13 protein-coding genes and 1 pseudogene are annotated in these 15,867 nt (G+C 66.6%); 10 read left to right on the top strand and 4 right to left on the bottom strand.

Annotated features, from left to right (window positions below):
- Positions 1-21: 21 nt before the first annotated feature.
- Together MKK67_RS26105 and MKK67_RS26100 are read right to left on the bottom strand one after the other, a co-directional pair.
- The gene (locus MKK67_RS26105; protein ID WP_243957400.1) at positions 22-1,305 is read right to left on the bottom strand and encodes a Zn-dependent hydrolase; all 1,284 of its coding nucleotides are present in this window, start codon (positions 1,303-1,305) and stop codon (positions 22-24) included.
- Positions 1,302-2,345: a hydroxyacid dehydrogenase gene (locus tag MKK67_RS26100; protein ID WP_313899044.1), complete on the bottom strand. Its 1,044-nt coding sequence runs from the start codon at positions 2,343-2,345 to the stop codon at positions 1,302-1,304. The genes MKK67_RS26105 and MKK67_RS26100 overlap by 4 nt, the downstream gene beginning before the upstream one ends.
- A 220-nt stretch (positions 2,346-2,565) precedes the next feature.
- Between MKK67_RS26100 and MKK67_RS26095 the strand changes: the two genes are divergently transcribed.
- From MKK67_RS26095 to MKK67_RS26070, 6 genes and pseudogenes are all read left to right on the top strand, one after another.
- Positions 2,566-3,372 (top strand): amino acid ABC transporter ATP-binding protein, encoded by an 807-nt coding sequence (locus tag MKK67_RS26095; RefSeq protein ID WP_243957404.1) that lies wholly within the window; start codon positions 2,566-2,568, stop codon positions 3,370-3,372.
- Between the two features lie 34 nt (positions 3,373-3,406).
- On the top strand, positions 3,407-4,090 hold the full coding sequence (locus MKK67_RS26090; RefSeq protein ID WP_243957406.1) for an amino acid ABC transporter permease: 684 nt from the start codon (positions 3,407-3,409) through the stop codon (positions 4,088-4,090).
- 68 nt (positions 4,091-4,158) lie between these two features.
- Complete coding sequence (locus tag MKK67_RS26085; RefSeq protein ID WP_243957408.1) at positions 4,159-4,956, top strand: transporter substrate-binding domain-containing protein; 798 nt, start codon at positions 4,159-4,161, stop codon at positions 4,954-4,956.
- Positions 4,957-5,024: 68 nt separating this feature from the next.
- The gene (locus tag MKK67_RS26080) at positions 5,025-5,705 is read left to right on the top strand and encodes a GntR family transcriptional regulator (RefSeq protein WP_243957410.1); all 681 of its coding nucleotides are present in this window, start codon (positions 5,025-5,027) and stop codon (positions 5,703-5,705) included.
- A gap of 16 nt (positions 5,706-5,721) precedes the next feature.
- Positions 5,722-6,888: pseudogene (locus tag MKK67_RS26075) on the top strand (M24 family metallopeptidase).
- 33 nt (positions 6,889-6,921) lie between these two features.
- Positions 6,922-7,776, top strand: coding sequence for a D-amino-acid transaminase (locus tag MKK67_RS26070; protein ID WP_243970949.1), 855 nt, complete (start codon positions 6,922-6,924; stop codon positions 7,774-7,776).
- 491 nt (positions 7,777-8,267) lie between these two features.
- On the opposite strand, the gene MKK67_RS26065 is transcribed toward MKK67_RS26070, so the two are convergent.
- The gene (locus MKK67_RS26065; RefSeq protein ID WP_243970982.1) at positions 8,268-10,079 is read right to left on the bottom strand and encodes a sigma 54-interacting transcriptional regulator; all 1,812 of its coding nucleotides are present in this window, start codon (positions 10,077-10,079) and stop codon (positions 8,268-8,270) included.
- 221 nt (positions 10,080-10,300) lie between these two features.
- On the opposite strand from MKK67_RS26065, the gene MKK67_RS26060 reads away from it, so the two are divergent.
- The 4 genes from MKK67_RS26060 to cynS all read left to right on the top strand — a co-directional run bounded on the left by MKK67_RS26060 (position 10,301) and on the right by cynS (position 14,155).
- A complete protein-coding gene (locus MKK67_RS26060; RefSeq protein ID WP_243970980.1) occupies positions 10,301-11,674 on the top strand; it encodes a CmpA/NrtA family ABC transporter substrate-binding protein in 1,374 nt (457 codons plus the stop codon).
- 2 nt (positions 11,675-11,676) lie between these two features.
- Positions 11,677-12,516: a nitrate ABC transporter permease gene (gene ntrB, locus MKK67_RS26055; RefSeq protein WP_243970946.1), complete on the top strand. Its 840-nt coding sequence runs from the start codon at positions 11,677-11,679 to the stop codon at positions 12,514-12,516.
- A gap of 61 nt (positions 12,517-12,577) precedes the next feature.
- A complete protein-coding gene (locus tag MKK67_RS26050) occupies positions 12,578-13,480 on the top strand; it encodes an ABC transporter ATP-binding protein (RefSeq protein ID WP_243970978.1) in 903 nt (300 codons plus the stop codon).
- A 186-nt stretch (positions 13,481-13,666) separates the two neighbouring features.
- Entirely contained in the window at positions 13,667-14,155 is a 489-nt protein-coding gene (gene cynS / locus MKK67_RS26045) for a cyanase (RefSeq protein ID WP_243957418.1), read from the top strand.
- Between the two features lie 517 nt (positions 14,156-14,672).
- Here the strand turns inward: cynS and MKK67_RS26040 are convergent.
- Entirely contained in the window at positions 14,673-15,836 is a 1,164-nt protein-coding gene (locus tag MKK67_RS26040) for a GlxA family transcriptional regulator (protein WP_243957421.1), read from the bottom strand.
- Positions 15,837-15,867: the final 31 nt, after the last annotated feature.

Below are 15,867 nucleotides of genomic sequence, written 5' to 3'. Positions count from 1 at the left end.
GGTGCATCCTTTCGCGTGGGTTCACTCGGAGGCGACGAGGTGGGCGACCAGGGTCGCGGCGGCGCAGAGATCCTCGATCCGCATCGCCTCGTGCGGGTTGTGGCTGCCATTCTGGTTGCGGACGAAGATCATCGTGCTCGGCACGCCCTGCCCGGCGAGGGTCGCGGTGTCGTGTCCCGCTCCACTCGGCATGGTCCGGAACGGCATCCCGAGCCGACGGGCATGGCCGGACAGGGCCTCGATCAGTGTGGGGCTCATCTGGGCCGGGGTGCTGCCCGTCCGTTCGCCGAGGGCGAAGCGCACACCGCGGGCGACCTCAATGCCGGCGACGAGGTTGGCCAGGGCCGCCTCGATGCGCGCGATCACCGCCGGCTCGGTGCTGCGCACGTCGAGACAGAAGCGGACCTCCCCCGGGATCTTGGCGAAGGCGTGCTGGGCCGGGTCGGTGGCGACCTCGCCCAGGGTGAGTGTGGCGGGAAGCCCCTCCTGTTCCAGCCTGCCCCACAGGCCGTCGAGGCCGGCGATCAGGTCGGCGAGGGCGAAGACGGCGTCGCTGCGCTCGGATCGCGCGACGGCGCCGGAATGGCCGTAGCGCCCGAAGCAGGCGGCCTTCCGGTAACGGACGCTGCCGCTGATCGCCGTGACGAAGGCGACGGGGATTTCGGCGGCCTCCAGGGTCGGCCCTTGCTCGATATGCATCTCCACGAACCCGTGGATCCGCTTCGGATCGAGCAGCGCCTCCCCTCGTGCCACCGCATCGGGCCGCAGGCCGAGCGCGGCCATGTGCTCGCGCAGGCTCCGTCCGGAATCGGTGCGGGGCAAATCGAGGGCCTCGAGCGGCAGCAGGCCGAAGGCGGCCCGGCTCCCGACATAGGAGGCGGGGAACCACACGCTTTCCTCGGCCCGGAACACGCCCACCGTCACGGGGCGTGCGGGCACGAGGCCCGACCGGCGCAGGGCTTGAACGGCCGCTAGACCGCCGATCACCCCGGCCGCCCCGTCGAAGTTGCCACCATGCGGCACGGTGTCGACGTGGGAGCCGACCATCCAGGCCGGCAGCGCCGGGTCGCGCCCTGGGAGGGTCAGGAAGAGGTTGCCGGCGGCATCGGTCTCGGGGGTGAGGCCCAGCGAAAGCCCGGTCTCGCGCATCAGGGCGTGGGCCCGCTCCTCCCCCTCGCCGTAGGCGGCCCGGGTGACTCCGGGCTCGTCGCGGCTGAAGGAAAGGAGTTGCGCGAACAGGCCGGCGCAGAAATCCGGATCGATGGCGATTGAGTCCGCAATGGTGGCCGCGCCGACCCCGCTCATGCCGGGAACTCCGCCTTATGCGCACCCTGCCGCCGGCGATCCCAGACCTCCGGATTGACGAGGTTCGGCGGACGATGCCCGGCGAGAACGTCGATCACCTGCCCCGCGACCCGCTCGGCGGCGCGGATCAGGGCGGCCTCGGTCGAGGCGGCGACGTGGGGGGTGAGGATCACCCGCCGCTCCCGGTGCAGGGGATGGTCGTGCGCGAGCGCATCCCCCGACACCACGTCGAGCCCCGCGCCGGCGATGGTGCCCGCGGCCAGCGCCTCGGCCAGGGCGTCCTCGTCCACCAGGGCGCCCCGGGCGGTGTTGATCAGGAAGGCGCCGCGCTTCATCCGGCTCAGTTCATCCCGACCGATCAGGCCGCGGGTCTGCGCCGTGAGAGGCAGGTGCAGGGAGACGACGTCGGCCCGGGCGAGGAGGTCCGGCAAGGTGGCGGCGCGTTCGGCGTTCAGGGCCGCGAAGTCGGAAGCCGGCCGCGTCGGGCCGTAGGTGAGCACCCTCATGCCCAGCGCCGCCGCGAGCCGGCCGGTCGCCTGCCCGATGGCCCCGAACCCCACGACACCCAGCGTCAGGCCGGCGAGTTCGACGAGGCGCGCGCCATAGCGGAAATCGTGGTCGCCCTCCCGCATGGCCTGGTCGGCCTGCGGGATCGCCTTGGCGAGGGCGAAGATCAGGCCGATCGCATGCTCGGCGACGGAGAGGGCGTTGGCGCCCGGCGTGTTGACGACCGCGATCCCCGCCCGGGTCGCCTCCGGCACGGCCACCGGGTCGGTTCCGGTGCCGTGGACCCCGATCACCCTCAGCCGGGGCGCGGCCAGCACCGCTTCGGCGGGAAAGCCGCCGTTGCGGGTGACGACCGCGACGCAATCGGCCGCCTCGCGGGCAAGAATCGCCGAGGCGAGGCCGGTGGCGGCCCGGATCTCGAGCCCCGCCATCCGAAGCTGCGCGAGCCCGGCCGCATGGATCGGCTGAACAATGAGGCAGATGCCCGGCGCTCCTGCGAAGGGGCGGACCGGATCGGAAGGCTCGGTGAACACGTTCGAGGCAACCCTGCTAAAAAATACCGCTTGAATGCCGGTGGTATACCGCAGAAGCTAGCTCAATGCCGCAGTGCTGGCAACATCAAAAGACAATTATCGATCCGATAGTCAAGCAAAACAACGGGATACATTCCTGTTTTTCGATGTATCGCGTCGTATAGATGGCATAAATGCGGCTATTATCTCGGATTAGAATTGAGATCAGTCAGGTCGAACGATGACTCAGGTCGAGACTGTTCTATCGCCGCTCCTGAAGATCAGGAAGCTGCACAAGAGCTATGGCGCCAACGAGGTGCTGAAGGGCATCTCCCTCGACATCCACGAGGGCGAGGTCGTGTCGATCATCGGCGCGAGCGGTTCGGGCAAGAGCACGTTCCTGCGCTGCCTCAACCTCATGGAGACGCCTACCTCCGGCTTCATGGATTTCGAGCGGTTCGCCTTCGACTACGAGGAGGGCGCCCGCCGTCAGCCGACTCCGCAGCAGCTCTGCGAATTGCGGTCGCGGATCGGCATGGTGTTTCAGAGCTACCATCTCTGGCCGCACATGACGGTGCTGGAGAACGTCATCGAGGCGCCGATCCGGGTGCGGCGGATGCCGCGCAGGCAGGCGGTGGCGGAGGCCGAGGCGCTCCTCGAGCGCATCGGCCTCTACGAGAAGCGGCACGCCTACCCGTCGAAGCTCTCGGGCGGGCAGCAGCAGCGCGTGGCGATCGTGCGCGCCCTGGCCATGGCGCCCAAGGTGATGCTGTTCGACGAGGTCACCTCGGCCCTCGATCCCGAACTGGTCGGCGAGGTGCTGGCGCTGATGGGCTCCCTCGCGGCGGACGGGATGACGATGCTGGTCGTCACCCACGAGATGGCCTTCGCCCGGGACGTCGGCACCCGCACCCTGTTCTTCGACGGCGGGGTGATCGCCGAGGACGGCCCGCCCGCGGAGATCATCGGCGCGCCCCGGAGCGAGCGGCTGCGCCAGTTCCTCCGCCGCGTGCTGCACGAGCCGGCCGGGCTCGGGCAACCGGCATGAGTCGCCTTGGAGCCATCATGGAGTTCGGACGGCGATGAGCGGCACGGCATGGCAGGACTGGTGGCAGACCGTCGCGGAGGAGTTCTTCACCTACGGCCCCGGTTTCATTTCGGCGACGCTGGTCGTGCTCGGCGTGACGGTGGCAAGCATCCTGGTCAGCTGGGTCTGCGGCCTGCTTGGGGCGCTGGGCAAGCGCTCCACCTTCGCGGCCTTCCGGGCGCTTGCGAGCTTCTACGTCTGGTTCATCCGCGGCACGCCGACCCTGATCCAAGTCTTCATCGTCTATTTCGGCATGCCGCAGATCGGCGTGAAGCTATCCCCGGTCACCGCCGGCATCATCGCGCTCGGCGTCAGCAGCGGTGCCTACGTGGCCGAGACCATCCGCGCCGGCCTTGCGGCGATCCCCCGGGGTCAGATCGAGTCGGCGCTCGCGCTCGGCATGAACCCGCGGATCATGATGGTCCGGATCGTCCTGCCGCAGGTCTTCCGCATGATCCTGCCCTCGCTGACCAACGAAGCGATCTCGGCGGTCAAGAACACCTCGCTCCTGTCGACGATCACGGTGGTCGAGTTGACGCTCTACGCGCAGCTGATGATCGCCACGACGTTCCGCCCGTTCGATTTCTACATCGCGGCGGCGCTGATCTACCTTGGCCTGACGTCGATCCTGTCACAACTCTCTGCCTATTTCGAGCGGCGCTACGCCCGCCTGTCGTGACCTTCCCCCCGCCGCGGTACGGGCCGCGGCCGACACCTTCTGCCCCCTCGCCCGTACCGGAGATCGCCATGAACCGCCGCCACCTCCTCGCCCTCGCCGCCCTCTGCACCGGCCTTCTCGCCGCCCCGTCAGTCCGGGCGGCCGACGGCAAGCTGGAGTTGATCGAGCCCGGCAAGCTGATCGTGGCCACTGACAGCACCTTCGCGCCCTTCAGCATGCGCACGCCGAGCGGCGAACTCGACGGGCTGGAAGTCCGGGTGATGCGCGAGATCTGCCGACGGATCGGGCTCGAATACAACCCCGTCAACATCAAGTTCGACGCCTTGCTCGTGGGCCTGATGGCCGACCAATACGACATCACCAGCGAGTCGATGGACATCACCCCCACCCGGCAGAAGCAGGTCGCCTTCGCGGACGGGTGGCTCGAGTCCGGTGCGCGGATCGTCACCCGCAAGGATACCGGGATCAAGGGACCGGAGGACCTCAAGGGCCGCAATGTCGGCGCCCTCTCGGCCTCGACCTTCGGCAAGCTCGCCGAAGAGCACGGCGCCAACCTCAAGAGCTACAAGACCGCCGCGGACGCCATGCAGGACCTCGTCGGCGGCAACATCGATGCGGTGATCAACGACGCGGTAGCCGGCAACTACGCGATTAAGGCGCGCAAGCTGCCGCTGGTGATGATCGAGACCCCGCTCAGCACCATCCAGAAGGGTTTCGCGATCAAGAAGGGCAAGCCGAATCTGCACGCTGCCGTCAACAAGGCGCTGGCCGAGATGGTCTCCGACGGGACCTACGCCAAACTGCTCACCCCCCTGATCGGCTACGACCCGGCGCCGAAGGAGCCGATCAAGACGCCCGCGATGTGAGCGGATAGGGGAAGGCGCAACAAGAAATGAGCGGGGGCGGCCCGGTGGGCCGTCCCGGGAGGAAGCCAATGAAAACCCTCGACGCCTCGTCCTACACGACCGCGCTCGGCGCCCGTCGGGAGCAGAGCCTCGGCCAGATGGCCTATGACAGGCTGCTCGACATGCTCGTGCGGCGTGATCTTCCCGCCGGGACCGTGCTGCACGAGCGCCGCCTCGCGGAACTCCTCGACATCTCGCGCACGCCGACCCGTGAGGCGATGTCACGCCTGGAGACCGAGGGGCTGGTCGAGCGACAGCCCGGCGGGATGCTCGTCGTGAAGGAGTTCTCCCTCCGCGAACTGATCGAGATCCTGCATGTCCGCCGCCTGCTGGAGCGGGAGAGCGTGATGCTCGCCACCGGCCGGATTCCCGATGCCGCGTTGGCGGATTTGGAGCAGCTCAGCGAGGCGTTGCTAGCGGCGGGCGATCCCGATGCGCCGGGCAACTGGGAGGTCGACCGCCGTTTCCACGAATTGATCGCCGACAGCAGCCGCAACGCGATCCTCGCCAAGACGATTAAGGACCTGCGGCTCAAGACGCAGATGTTCAACCTGAGCCGGATGCCAGAGCGGTTCGAGGCGGTGCATCGCGAGCACCTCGCGGTCGTTGCAGCCCTGCGAGCCGGGGACGGGGCGGCGGCGGCGGATGCCATCGCGGCCCACCTCGAGAACTTCAAGCAGGGCATCATCCGCCGCCTGAGCGAGTTCTGAGGCGGGGGCCCAAGCCATGCACGAGTTTGCCCACCTGCGTGGCTGCGAGGCTGCCTTCCCGCTGGAAGAATTCGCCGTCCGGCAGGCGGCGGCCCGGGCCGCGATCGCCGCCGCCGGCCACGAGGCACTGGTGGTGACCGGCCCAGAGACGATCTACTGGCTGACCGGCCGCCAGACTGCTGGCTACTTCGCCTTCCAGGCCCTCCTCGTTCCTGCCGAGGGCGAGCTCTCCCTGCTGGTGCGCCAACTCGAACTGCCTGGAGCGACGGCCAATACCTGGCTCGACGACATCCAGGCTTACCCGGACGGGACCGACCCGGCCGACGCCCTGGCGGTTCTGGTGCGGCGGCGCGGCTTCGTCCGCCCGGCGATGGAGCGGGACGGCTGGTTCGTCTCGGCCGCCCTCGCTGCGCGGATCGGCACGGCGCTCGGCACCGACCCGTTGCCCGATGGATCGGGGCTCCTTGGGCCCCTGCGCATCGTGAAGTCGGCGGCCGAACTTCAGGCAATCCGGGAGGCCGCCCGTTACGCCCAGGCCGGGCTCGCCGCCGGCGTCGCCGCCTGCGGCGCAGGTGCCGATGAGAACGCCGTCGCCGCGGCCATGCTCGCCGCCGCGACGACGGCCGGCTCCGAGGCAATGGCAATGGAGCCCTTGGTCTCGTCAGGGCCCCGTAGCGGGCTGCCGCACATGACGTGGCGTCGGCGCCGCCTGGAATTGGGGGATGCCGTGTTCCTCGAACTCGCGGGCAGCCATGCGCGCTACCACGCGGCGCTGATGCGCAGTGTCTGGATCGGCGCGCCGCCGGTCGAGGCGCAGCGAATGATGGACTGCGCCCTGCGCGCGCTGGACGCGGCTATCAGCGCGATCCGGCCCGGCCGACCCTGCTCCGCGCCGCACGAGGCGGCCCAGGCCGTCATCGACGCGGCGGGCTATGGCCCGGCCTTCCGCAAGCGCATCGGCTACTCGATGGGGATCGCCTTCGCTCCGGATTGAGGAGAGGGCAGCCTGCTGAGCCTGTTCACCGAGATCGACCGGCCGATTGAGCCAGGCATGGTGTTCCACCTGCCCGCGACCCTGCGCTGCTACGGGTTCTGGACGGTCGGCGCTTCCGAGACCGTGATCGTGACGCCGCACGGCGCCGAACCCCTTTCCGATCTGCCCCGCGCCCTGACGCTGCGGTGAGGCGAGACTCATTCCGACAACAAGGATCGCGCGATGCCCCGGACCGTCTACCTCAACGGCGACTGGCTACCGGAGACCGAGGCGAAGGTCTCGATCTTCGACCGCGGTTTCCTGTTCGCCGACGCGATCTACGAGGTGACGGCGGTGATCGGTGGCCGTCTGATCGACTATTACGGCCACGCCGCACGACTGCAGCGCTCCATGGCCGAGCTCGGTATTTCCTGTCCCCTCGAACCCGAGGCGCTACTGGTCATTCATCAGGAGATTGTGCGCCGCAACGACCTTCGCGAAGGTCTCATCTACCTCCAAATCTCCCGCGGAGTGGCCGACCGTGATTTCGCCTATCCGACCGGAGTCGATCCTACCTTGGTCCTGTTCACGCAGTCCAAGCCAGTCTTGGAGAACCCCCGCGTGGCCACAGGAATTACGATCGCCCTCCTGCCGGACCAACGCTGGGCCCGGCGCGACATCAAGACGGTACAGCTCCTGCCAGCCTCTATGGCCAAGATAGAAGCGGTTCGGCGGGGCGCCGACGACGCATGGCTCGTCGAGAACGGCTTTATCACCGAGGGGAGTGAGGCCACAGCGCATATTGTGACCCGGGACGGGACCTTGGTGACCCGGGGCCTCTCGAGCGCTTTGCTCCACGGCATCACCCGCGCTAGCCTCCTCGACATCGCCCACTCCGAAGGCATCCCCGTGGAGGAAAGGGCCTTCACCCCCGATGAGGCGAAAGCCGCCGCGGAGGCCTTCATCAGTTCGGCCACGAACTTCGTTCTGCCGGTCACGCGGATCGACGACACGCCGGTGGGCGACGGCCGAGCCGGACCGATCTCTAGGCAGCTGCGGGAAAGATATCTGGAGATCCGACTGGCCGATGCGATCTAACTCGTCTCAGCAAACGATGATGTCGACGTCTCCTTCGACGACTCCTCGATTTGAGAGCGGTCGTTCCGCTTTCGGCCAGATCCAGTCCCATAGGTAGGTTCGTTGAATGTCCGGGGTGGTTGGAATGTAGATAATCTGCTTCTGGACGGCGATACATCAAAGCGGGCGTTGCCGCTACGCCCGCTCATGACCTTCGCGGACTCTGGAAATGGCCGCTTGAAGGTCGTCTGATAGGCGAGGACATGCAAACAAAACGGGTCATCCTATACCAGATTGCTATTGGGGTATAGCAAGAAAAATGCAGAACTTCATCTTGAGAACAAGGTAAATAAGGCTGTCTGCTGCAAATATGACAATAATCACAATTCGATATCCGGATCGATGAAGTATTTGCAATAAAATATTGTTATTACGCCAGAATCAGTACAATTATGGTTTTTTGCAATGATAAATTGATTTTTAAGATTTGCAGAGACTTAGTCATTTATCCTTCATTGTTTAAGTCCGTGCATCTTTATGCGCGAAGCCAGGGTCGTCGGCCGTAGGCCGAGCAGTTCGGCCGCGCCGCCTGGGCCGAACACCTTGCCGCCGGTGAGCGCCAGGGCGGCGGCGATCTCGGCGCGGTCGCGCGCCCGGCGATCAACCTCCGTCAGCGGCCGGTCGGCGGGCAGCGCGGGCGGCGCGGCCTCCGCCCGGCCCGGGGGCTCGGTCTCGGGCAGATCGAAGCGCAGCCGGCCGCGCACGGCCAGGATGGCGGCGCGCTCGATGACGTTCTCAAGCTCGCGCACGTTGCCGGGCCAGGCGTAGCGCGCGAGGCGGCGGGCGTCGCCTTCGGTCAGACGCGGCTCGGGGATGTTGAGGCGGCGGGCGGCACCCTTGAGGAAGTGTTGGGCGATCAGCGCGATGTCCTCGGGGCGCTCGCGCAGCGGACTTGCGGCTAGCGGGAAGACGTTGAGGCGGAAATACAGGTCCTCTCGGAACCGCCCGCGGCGCACCTCCTCCTTGAGGTTGCGGTTGGTCGCGGCCACGAGCCGGATGTCCACGGCACGGGTGCGCTCCTCGCCGACGCGCTCGAACGAGCGCTCCTGCAGCACCCGCAGCAGCTTGCCCTGCAGGTCGAGGGGGATCTCGCCGACCTCGTCGAGGAACAGCGTGCCGCCGTCGGCGAGTTCGAAGCGCCCGACGCGATCGCGCAGCGCACCGGTGAACGCGCCGCGGGCGTGGCCGAAGAACTCGCTCTCGAACAGTTCGCGTGGCACCGCCGCGCAGTTCACGCGGATCAGCGGGCGGTCGCGCCTGCGGCTCGCCTCGTGGATCGCGCGGGCGATCAGCTCCTTACCGGTGCCCGATTCGCCGGTGATCAGCACGGTGGCGTCGGTGCCGGCCACGAGGTCGATCTGGCGCAACGTCGCCTCAATGGCCGGCGAGCGACCGATGATGCCCTGGTGGTGGCTCTCCAGCCTAATTTCCTCCTTTAGGTAGGCGTTCTCCAACTCCAGCCGCTCGCGCAGGGAATCGACCTCGGCGAGCGCGCTACGCAGCCGCTCCTCGGCCTCGCGCCGCTGGCTGATGTCGCGGAACACGATCACCGCGCCCAGCAGCCGCCCGCGGTCGCGGATCGGCGTCGACGTGTACTCGACGGGAAATGCCGTACCGTCCTTGCGCCAAAAGACCTCGCTGTCGACTTGATGCACCGCCCCGTCGCGGAAAGCCGCGTAGATCGGGCAATCGTGGTGGTGGTACTGCGCCCCGTCGGGGTGGGTGTGGTGTACGGTGGTGTGCATGTCCTTTCCGACGAGGTCGGTGGCGAGCCAGCCGAGCATGCGTTCGGCGGCAGGGTTGATGAAGGTCGTCACCCCGTCGGCGTTGACCCCGTAGATGCCTTCGCCGGCAGCCCGCAGGATCAGCTGGTTCTCGCGCTCGATGTCGCGGAAGATCCGCTCCATCCGCTGCCATTCGGCGATGCCGGCGCGCATGTGCTGGTCGGCCTGCCCGTCGATCACCCGGCGGCGGCGGGCGTCGAGGTCGAACAGCGTCACGAGGAGCTGGCCGTCGCCGAGCGGGCTCGCGGCGTATTCGAGACGCAGGCTCTTCCCATCCGCGTGACGGGGGATGAGAGACTGCGACCACCATTGCCCCTTGGCTAGTGCCCCTTGCGTGAACACGATCAGCGCCGGCAACTGACCCGGGTGCAGAGCGCTCGCAGCCATGGCCCGCAGCACCACGCGGTCGTAACCGAGCAGTCGCGCCGCGGCCGGGTTGGCATCGACGATCCGGTCACCCACCGGATCGAGAACCAGCATCGGCTCCCGGTGCTGCTCAAAGACCGGTCCGAGGTCATGGCCTGTTTCATTCGCCAAATCAGCAGCTCCGACTACGAAAAATCGTTATTACGCTACGAGATCTAAGACTACACGAGATTTCGTGATTCGTACGAACAACGCCAACGCTCTGAATTGAAAAGGCTTTCGCGAATTTATGGTGCTGGCACACCGCTTGCGCAGATGGGGCATAGCATCACCGTCTGCGCGAGGACCCCACGGCCCTGTTCGACAATCCCTTCGACGCGAAGCGGCGCCTGTCGCAAGGCGGCTGCACCTGCGGCGAGCATGCGAGCCAGGCGGCGCACGAAGCCTCGCTCTCCGGCGATGCCGAGATCCAGCGGGTGGTGGACGGCGCGTTGATACGCGCGCTGTTCCCTCAGGATGCCCAACGCCGGGCCTTCCTGCGCAGCGTCGGCGCGGCGACCGCGATGGCGGCCGTGGCCCAGTTCTTCCCGACGAAGTTCGCCGCCGAGGCCTTCGCTGCTGCGGGCGTGCCCGAGAAAAAGGACCTCAAGGTCGGCTTCATCCCGATCACCTGCGCCACGCCGATCATCATGGCGAAACCGATGGGCTTCTACGAGAAGCAGGGCCTGAACGTCGATGTCGTGAAAACCGCCGGCTGGGCGGTGATCCGCGACAAGACCCTGAACAAGGAATACGACGCCGCGCACATGCTGGCGCCGATGCCGCTCGCGATCTCGCTCGGCGTCGGCTCGAACCCAACGCCGTACACGGCGGCCGCGATAGAGAACGTGAACGGCCAGGCGATCACGCTGGCTATAAAGCACAAGGACCGTCGAGATCCGAAGAACTGGAAGGGCTTCAAGCTCGCAGTGCCGTTCGACTACTCGATGCACAACTACCTGCTGCGCTACTACCTCGCGGAAGCCGGCATCGACCCTGACACCGACGTGCAGATCCGTGCCGTGCCACCGCCGGACATGGTCGCCAACCTCCGCGCCGACAACATCGACGGCTTCCTAGCGCCCGATCCGGTGAACCAGCGAGCGGTCTACGACGGCGTCGGCTTCATCCACATCCTGTCGAAGGACATCTGGGACCGACACCCGTGCTGCGCCTTCGCGGCCTCGAACGACTTCATCACCCAGACTCCGAACACCTACGCCGCTTTGCTCCGCGCGATCATCGAGGCCACCGCCTATGCCTCCAAGGCGGAGAACCGCAAGGAGATCGCCGCGCAGATCGCACCGGCGAACTACCTCAACCAACCGGTGACGGTGGTGGAGCAGGTGCTGACCGGCACCTTCGCCGACGGCCTCGGTAACGTGAAGAAGGTGCCCGATCGAGTCGATTTCGATCCGTTCCCATGGTCATCCTTCGCCATCTGGATCATGACGCAGATGCAGCGCTGGGGTCAGGTGAAGGGCGAGGTCGACTACAAGGCCGTTGCCGACAAGGTTTTCCTCGCTACAGACGCCGCCAAGCTGATGAAGCAAGAAGGTCAGACCCCGCCAACCGCGACCAGCAAGACCTTCGTGGTAATGGGCAAGACCTTCGATCCGGACAAGCCGAAGGACTACCTCGAATCGTTCAAGATCCGGAAGGCCGGCTGATCATGTCCCGCGGACTTCCCTTGCGCGCGGCCCTGCTGTCGTTCTCGCTCCTCGTCGGTTTCTTGCTGATCTGGCAAGTCGCTGTCAGCGGGGTCAGCAAGACCCAGGTCATGGGCCCCGAATACGCCGCTCTGATGGGGCAGGCCGCCACCACCGGCAAGTCGGCGATGCCGGGGCCGCTCGATGTCTGCACCACGATCTGGAGGCATCTCAAGGACCCGTTCTATGACCGCGGTCCCAACGACAAGGGGCTCGGCATCCAGCTTGCCTACTCGATCGGTCGCGTGGCGCTCGGTTACCTGCTCGCGGTGATCGTCGCGATCCCGGTAGGCTTCCTCATCGGCATGTCGCCCCTGATGGGGCGGGCGCTCGACCCGTTCATCCAGCTCCTCAAGCCGGTCTCGCCGCTCGCATGGATGCCGCTCGCACTCTACACGATCAAGGATTCCGGGCTCTCGGCGATCTTCGTAATCTTCATCTGCTCGCTCTGGCCGATGCTGATCAATACCGCCTTCGGCGTCTCGGGCACGCGCAAGGAATGGCTGAACGTCGCGCGGACCTTGGAAGTCGGGCCGATCCGCCGCGCTTTTACCGTCATTCTGCCGGCAGCCGCTCCGACGATCCTCACCGGCATGCGGATCTCCATCGGCATCGCGTGGCTGGTGATCGTCGCCGCCGAGATGCTCGTGGGCGGTACCGGCATCGGTTACTTTGTCTGGAACGAGTGGAATAACCTCTCAATCAACAACGTGATCGTCTCGATCCTGGTGATCGGCCTCGTCGGTATGATCCTGGACCAGCTGCTCGCCCGCGCCCAGCGTCTCGTAACTTTTCCGGAGTGAAGCGATGAGCATCATTCCCTTCCAGCGCTCCGCGAGCGCCGTCGCCGCGGGAACCCGCACCATGTCCGACGACAAATTTATCTCGATCGAGGGGATCGCCCGGCGCTACCCGGCGCCCGGCGGCAAGACCTCGACTGTGTTCGAGGACCTGTGGCTGCCAATGCGGCGGGGCGAGTTCGTGTGCATGATCGGGCACTCGGGCTGCGGTAAGACAACGGTGCTCAACATACTCGCCGGCCTGGAGGCGCCGACCGAGGGCGTGGTGATCGCGGCGGGCGAGGCGATCGAGGGCACCAGCCTCGACCGCGCGGTGATCTTCCAGGGCCACGCCTTGCTGCCGTGGCGGACGGTACTCGGCAACGTCGCCTACGCGGTGGCCTCGCGCTGGCGCAACGCCTCGAAGGCCGAGGTCGAGGAGCGCGCACGGAATGCCATCGCGACGGTGGGTCTGGCCGGTTCCGAGCACAAGCGTCCCTCCGAACTCTCAGGCGGCATGAAGCAGCGCGTCGGCATCGCCCGGGCGTTGTCGATCGAGCCGAAGATCCTGCTGATGGACGAGCCCTTCTCGGCGCTCGACGCGCTCACCCGCGGCACCTTGCAGGACGAGGTGCGCCGGATCTGCGTCGAGACCGGGCAGACCGTGTTCATGATCACCCACGACGTGGACGAGGCGATCTACCTCGCCGACCGGATCGTACTCATGACGAATGGGCCGGAGGCGAAGGTCGCCGAGATCGTCGAGAACCCTCTGCCGAAAGACCGCGACCGCACGCAGCTCCACCACGCGCCGGGCTACTACGCCCTGCGCAACCACCTAATCGACTTCCTCGTGACGCGCTCTAAGACCCTGCGCGACGCGATGCCGGCGGATTACGACCCGCGCCACCCGCCCGTCGTGCGGCCCGCGCTCAGCGATGCGGATGCCGCGGCGATCACGGCCGAGCCACCCGCCCGCCGGGCCTGACCCACGCCAGCTTACCCCTTCCGGTCCACGGGCACAAAACCGCGCTGCCCCTCAACGGCCTGGGCCCGGGACCGCGCTCTCACGTGAAGCGGGACGGGAACAGGCGCTTCGTCGCGCCTTGGCCGTCCGATGCTGACCTCAGAAACGCGTCGCTCCACCGGGGCGGCTCCAAGCCGGAGAGAACCTATGAAGCGTGAAGACCTCACCGAGAAGCTCCTCGACATTAAGCGCGAGAAGGGCTGGAGCTGGGCCCATATCCACGAGGCGATCGGCGGCCTCTCGCCGTTCCTGATCACCGCGGCCTGCATGGGCCAGATGAAGTTGCCGAAGGCCCAGGCCAAGCGGGCGGCCGAGCTCTTCGGCCTCACCGTCGCGGAGGAGCGGATGCTGAACGAGGCGCCCTATCGCGGCTCGATCCCGTCCATGCCGCCCACCGACCCGCTGATCTACCGGTTCTACGAGCTGGTGATGGTCTACGGCACCACCTTCAAGGAGCTGATCCAGGAGGAATTCGGCGACGGCATCATGTCGGCGATCGACTTCAACATGGACATGGCCCGGGAGGCCAACAACAAGGGCGACCGGGTGAAGCTGACCATGTCGGGCAAGTTCCTACCGTACAAGTATTATGGCAACGACGATGACACGCCGGAATACGGCTTCAAGGAGGGGTGAGGCTCAGTCCCGGCCGGCCCAGACTTAATGGCCGGCCGGGATCGAATCTGATGAGGGATCCTCTTCTAGTCTTCGGCGAACCTCGACGAGTGGGATCGATAGGAGGGTGTCTGCTTCTACAGAAGAGCCTCTCAGGAGCGGACGGGCCGCTTACGGCCAACCTACGCCATGCCGGATCGCCGATGGGCGCAAAACCGGTCGTTCCGCTTTGCGCCCATCCCGGCCATTCGCTCGCTTTCCGCGGCGTCTCCTAAGCAGACTTGAGCTCACCATGAGCTACCGTTCTCGCCGCCGTACTTCGGCCTGTCCCGTGGTCAGCGGAAAGTCGGAGGCGGTCATGCCGATCCGCAGCACGCGCTGCGCCCAAGCGGAGTTGCTCAGGCTCACCAGGGGGGCGCAGGACAGGATCGCAGATTGCCACTGCAGCGCCGTCCGCATGTCGGGACCTTGATTGTGTGCCGACGTCGGATGCGCCGGCGGCGACCCCGTCCAGCCAATCGCCAGCCCCGCCTGGGGGCTACTGGGCGTAGGGACGCCGCTCACAGCTCAGGAACCGATCGATCCCGAGAACCCCGGCCGGTTCGTCGTTTAGGTAACGGTGGAAATCGCCCTGGCTGTCGGGAGATCCGGCAAACGCCCGCAGGCTGTCCCACTCCTCCGACGCCTGCGCCGAACTTTGGCTGTCACCCCGACGCATGGTCGATGGCGAACATCCGAAGCTGCGACGGAACAGGCGGTTGAAGTGGGATACGTCCGAGAACCCGCATTCCGTGGCGACCTCCGTGATGGTCTGCGGCGAGTTCGCCAGGAGCCAGCGTCCATAGAGGACGCGAAGGTCTCGTGAGTATTCCTGGACGCTCTTGCCGACGAGCTTGCGGAAGACCCGTTCGAGCTGTCGCTTCGACAGTCCCACGGTTTGCGCGATCTTCTCGACCCGCTGAGGCGTGCTGAGATTCTGCTCGATCAGCAGCATCGCCCGGCGGACCCGGTTGTCCTCGACGATCCCGGCGCTCGGCGGCTGGGGCTGAGCCCCGGCTGCGGGACGAGCCCGGTCGGTGACCATAATATGCAAGCTCTTCTGAGCATGTCCCGGACCAAGGTGCCGGTCGATGAGCCAAGCCCCGAGATCCAGGCTGGCGAGACCGCCCGCGCAGGTAATGAACGGGCCATCCTCCACGAAGAGTTGGTCCGCAACTGGGATCACATCGTCATGCCGCGCGACGAGATCGGTGAAGTGGTACCAACTAACGCAGCAGCGGCGGCCGCGCATCAGCCCCGCCTCGGCCAGGGCGATGCCGCCGGTGCAGATGCCGATGAGGCGCACCCCGGCAGAATGGGCCTCTCGCATGAAGGCGAGGGTCCGGGAGTTGTATGGCTCCCGGTCAAGCAGCCCGCCAACGACGACGATGTAATCGAACCGGGTCGGATCGGAGAACGTCTCCCAAGGCTTCACCTGGATCCCGCAACTCGACGTCACCGGCTCCAGGTCCGGGGCCAGCAAGCTCCATGAGCAGCGCTCGGGTCGGCTGCGATCCCCCTCGTCCGCGGAGAGGCGCAGGATGTCGATCAGGGTCGAGAAGGCCACGAGGGTGAAGTGGGGCAGCAACACGAAACCGAGCGACAGCTTGCGACGGCTCGCCGCCTGCAGGGGTGTGGTCGGCTTTGTCCGGGGTGTGGTCATGCCATCCGGTGCGTTTGCCCGGACTGTGATC

The sequence above is a fragment of the Methylobacterium sp. J-072 genome (genome assembly GCF_022829425.1).
Lineage (GTDB): Bacteria > Pseudomonadota > Alphaproteobacteria > Rhizobiales > Beijerinckiaceae > Methylobacterium.
Note: the sequence above shows the minus strand (reverse complement) of the source record. Positions and strands in the feature narration are given on the sequence as shown.

Excerpts from the sequence above, each read along its gene's own strand:
- MKK67_RS26095 (WP_243957404.1), top strand. The coding sequence starts at position 2,566 with ATGACTCAGGTCGAGACTGTTCTATCGCCGCTCCTGAAGATCAGGAAG.
- MKK67_RS26085 (WP_243957408.1), top strand. The coding sequence starts at position 4,159 with ATGAACCGCCGCCACCTCCTCGCCCTCGCCGCCCTCTGCACCGGCCTT.
- MKK67_RS26105 (WP_243957400.1), bottom strand. The coding sequence starts at position 1,305 with ATGAGCGGGGTCGGCGCGGCCACCATTGCGGACTCAATCGCCATCGAT.
- MKK67_RS26040 (WP_243957421.1), bottom strand. The coding sequence starts at position 15,836 with ATGACCACACCCCGGACAAAGCCGACCACACCCCTGCAGGCGGCGAGC.
- MKK67_RS26065 (WP_243970982.1), bottom strand. The coding sequence starts at position 10,079 with ATGCTGGTTCTCGATCCGGTGGGTGACCGGATCGTCGATGCCAACCCG.
- cynS (WP_243957418.1), top strand. The coding sequence starts at position 13,667 with ATGAAGCGTGAAGACCTCACCGAGAAGCTCCTCGACATTAAGCGCGAG.
- MKK67_RS26090 (WP_243957406.1), top strand. The coding sequence starts at position 3,407 with ATGAGCGGCACGGCATGGCAGGACTGGTGGCAGACCGTCGCGGAGGAG.
- MKK67_RS26070 (WP_243970949.1), top strand. The coding sequence starts at position 6,922 with ATGCCCCGGACCGTCTACCTCAACGGCGACTGGCTACCGGAGACCGAG.
- MKK67_RS26080 (WP_243957410.1), top strand. The coding sequence starts at position 5,025 with ATGAAAACCCTCGACGCCTCGTCCTACACGACCGCGCTCGGCGCCCGT.
- MKK67_RS26050 (WP_243970978.1), top strand. The coding sequence starts at position 12,578 with ATGTCCGACGACAAATTTATCTCGATCGAGGGGATCGCCCGGCGCTAC.
- ntrB (WP_243970946.1), top strand. The coding sequence starts at position 11,677 with ATGTCCCGCGGACTTCCCTTGCGCGCGGCCCTGCTGTCGTTCTCGCTC.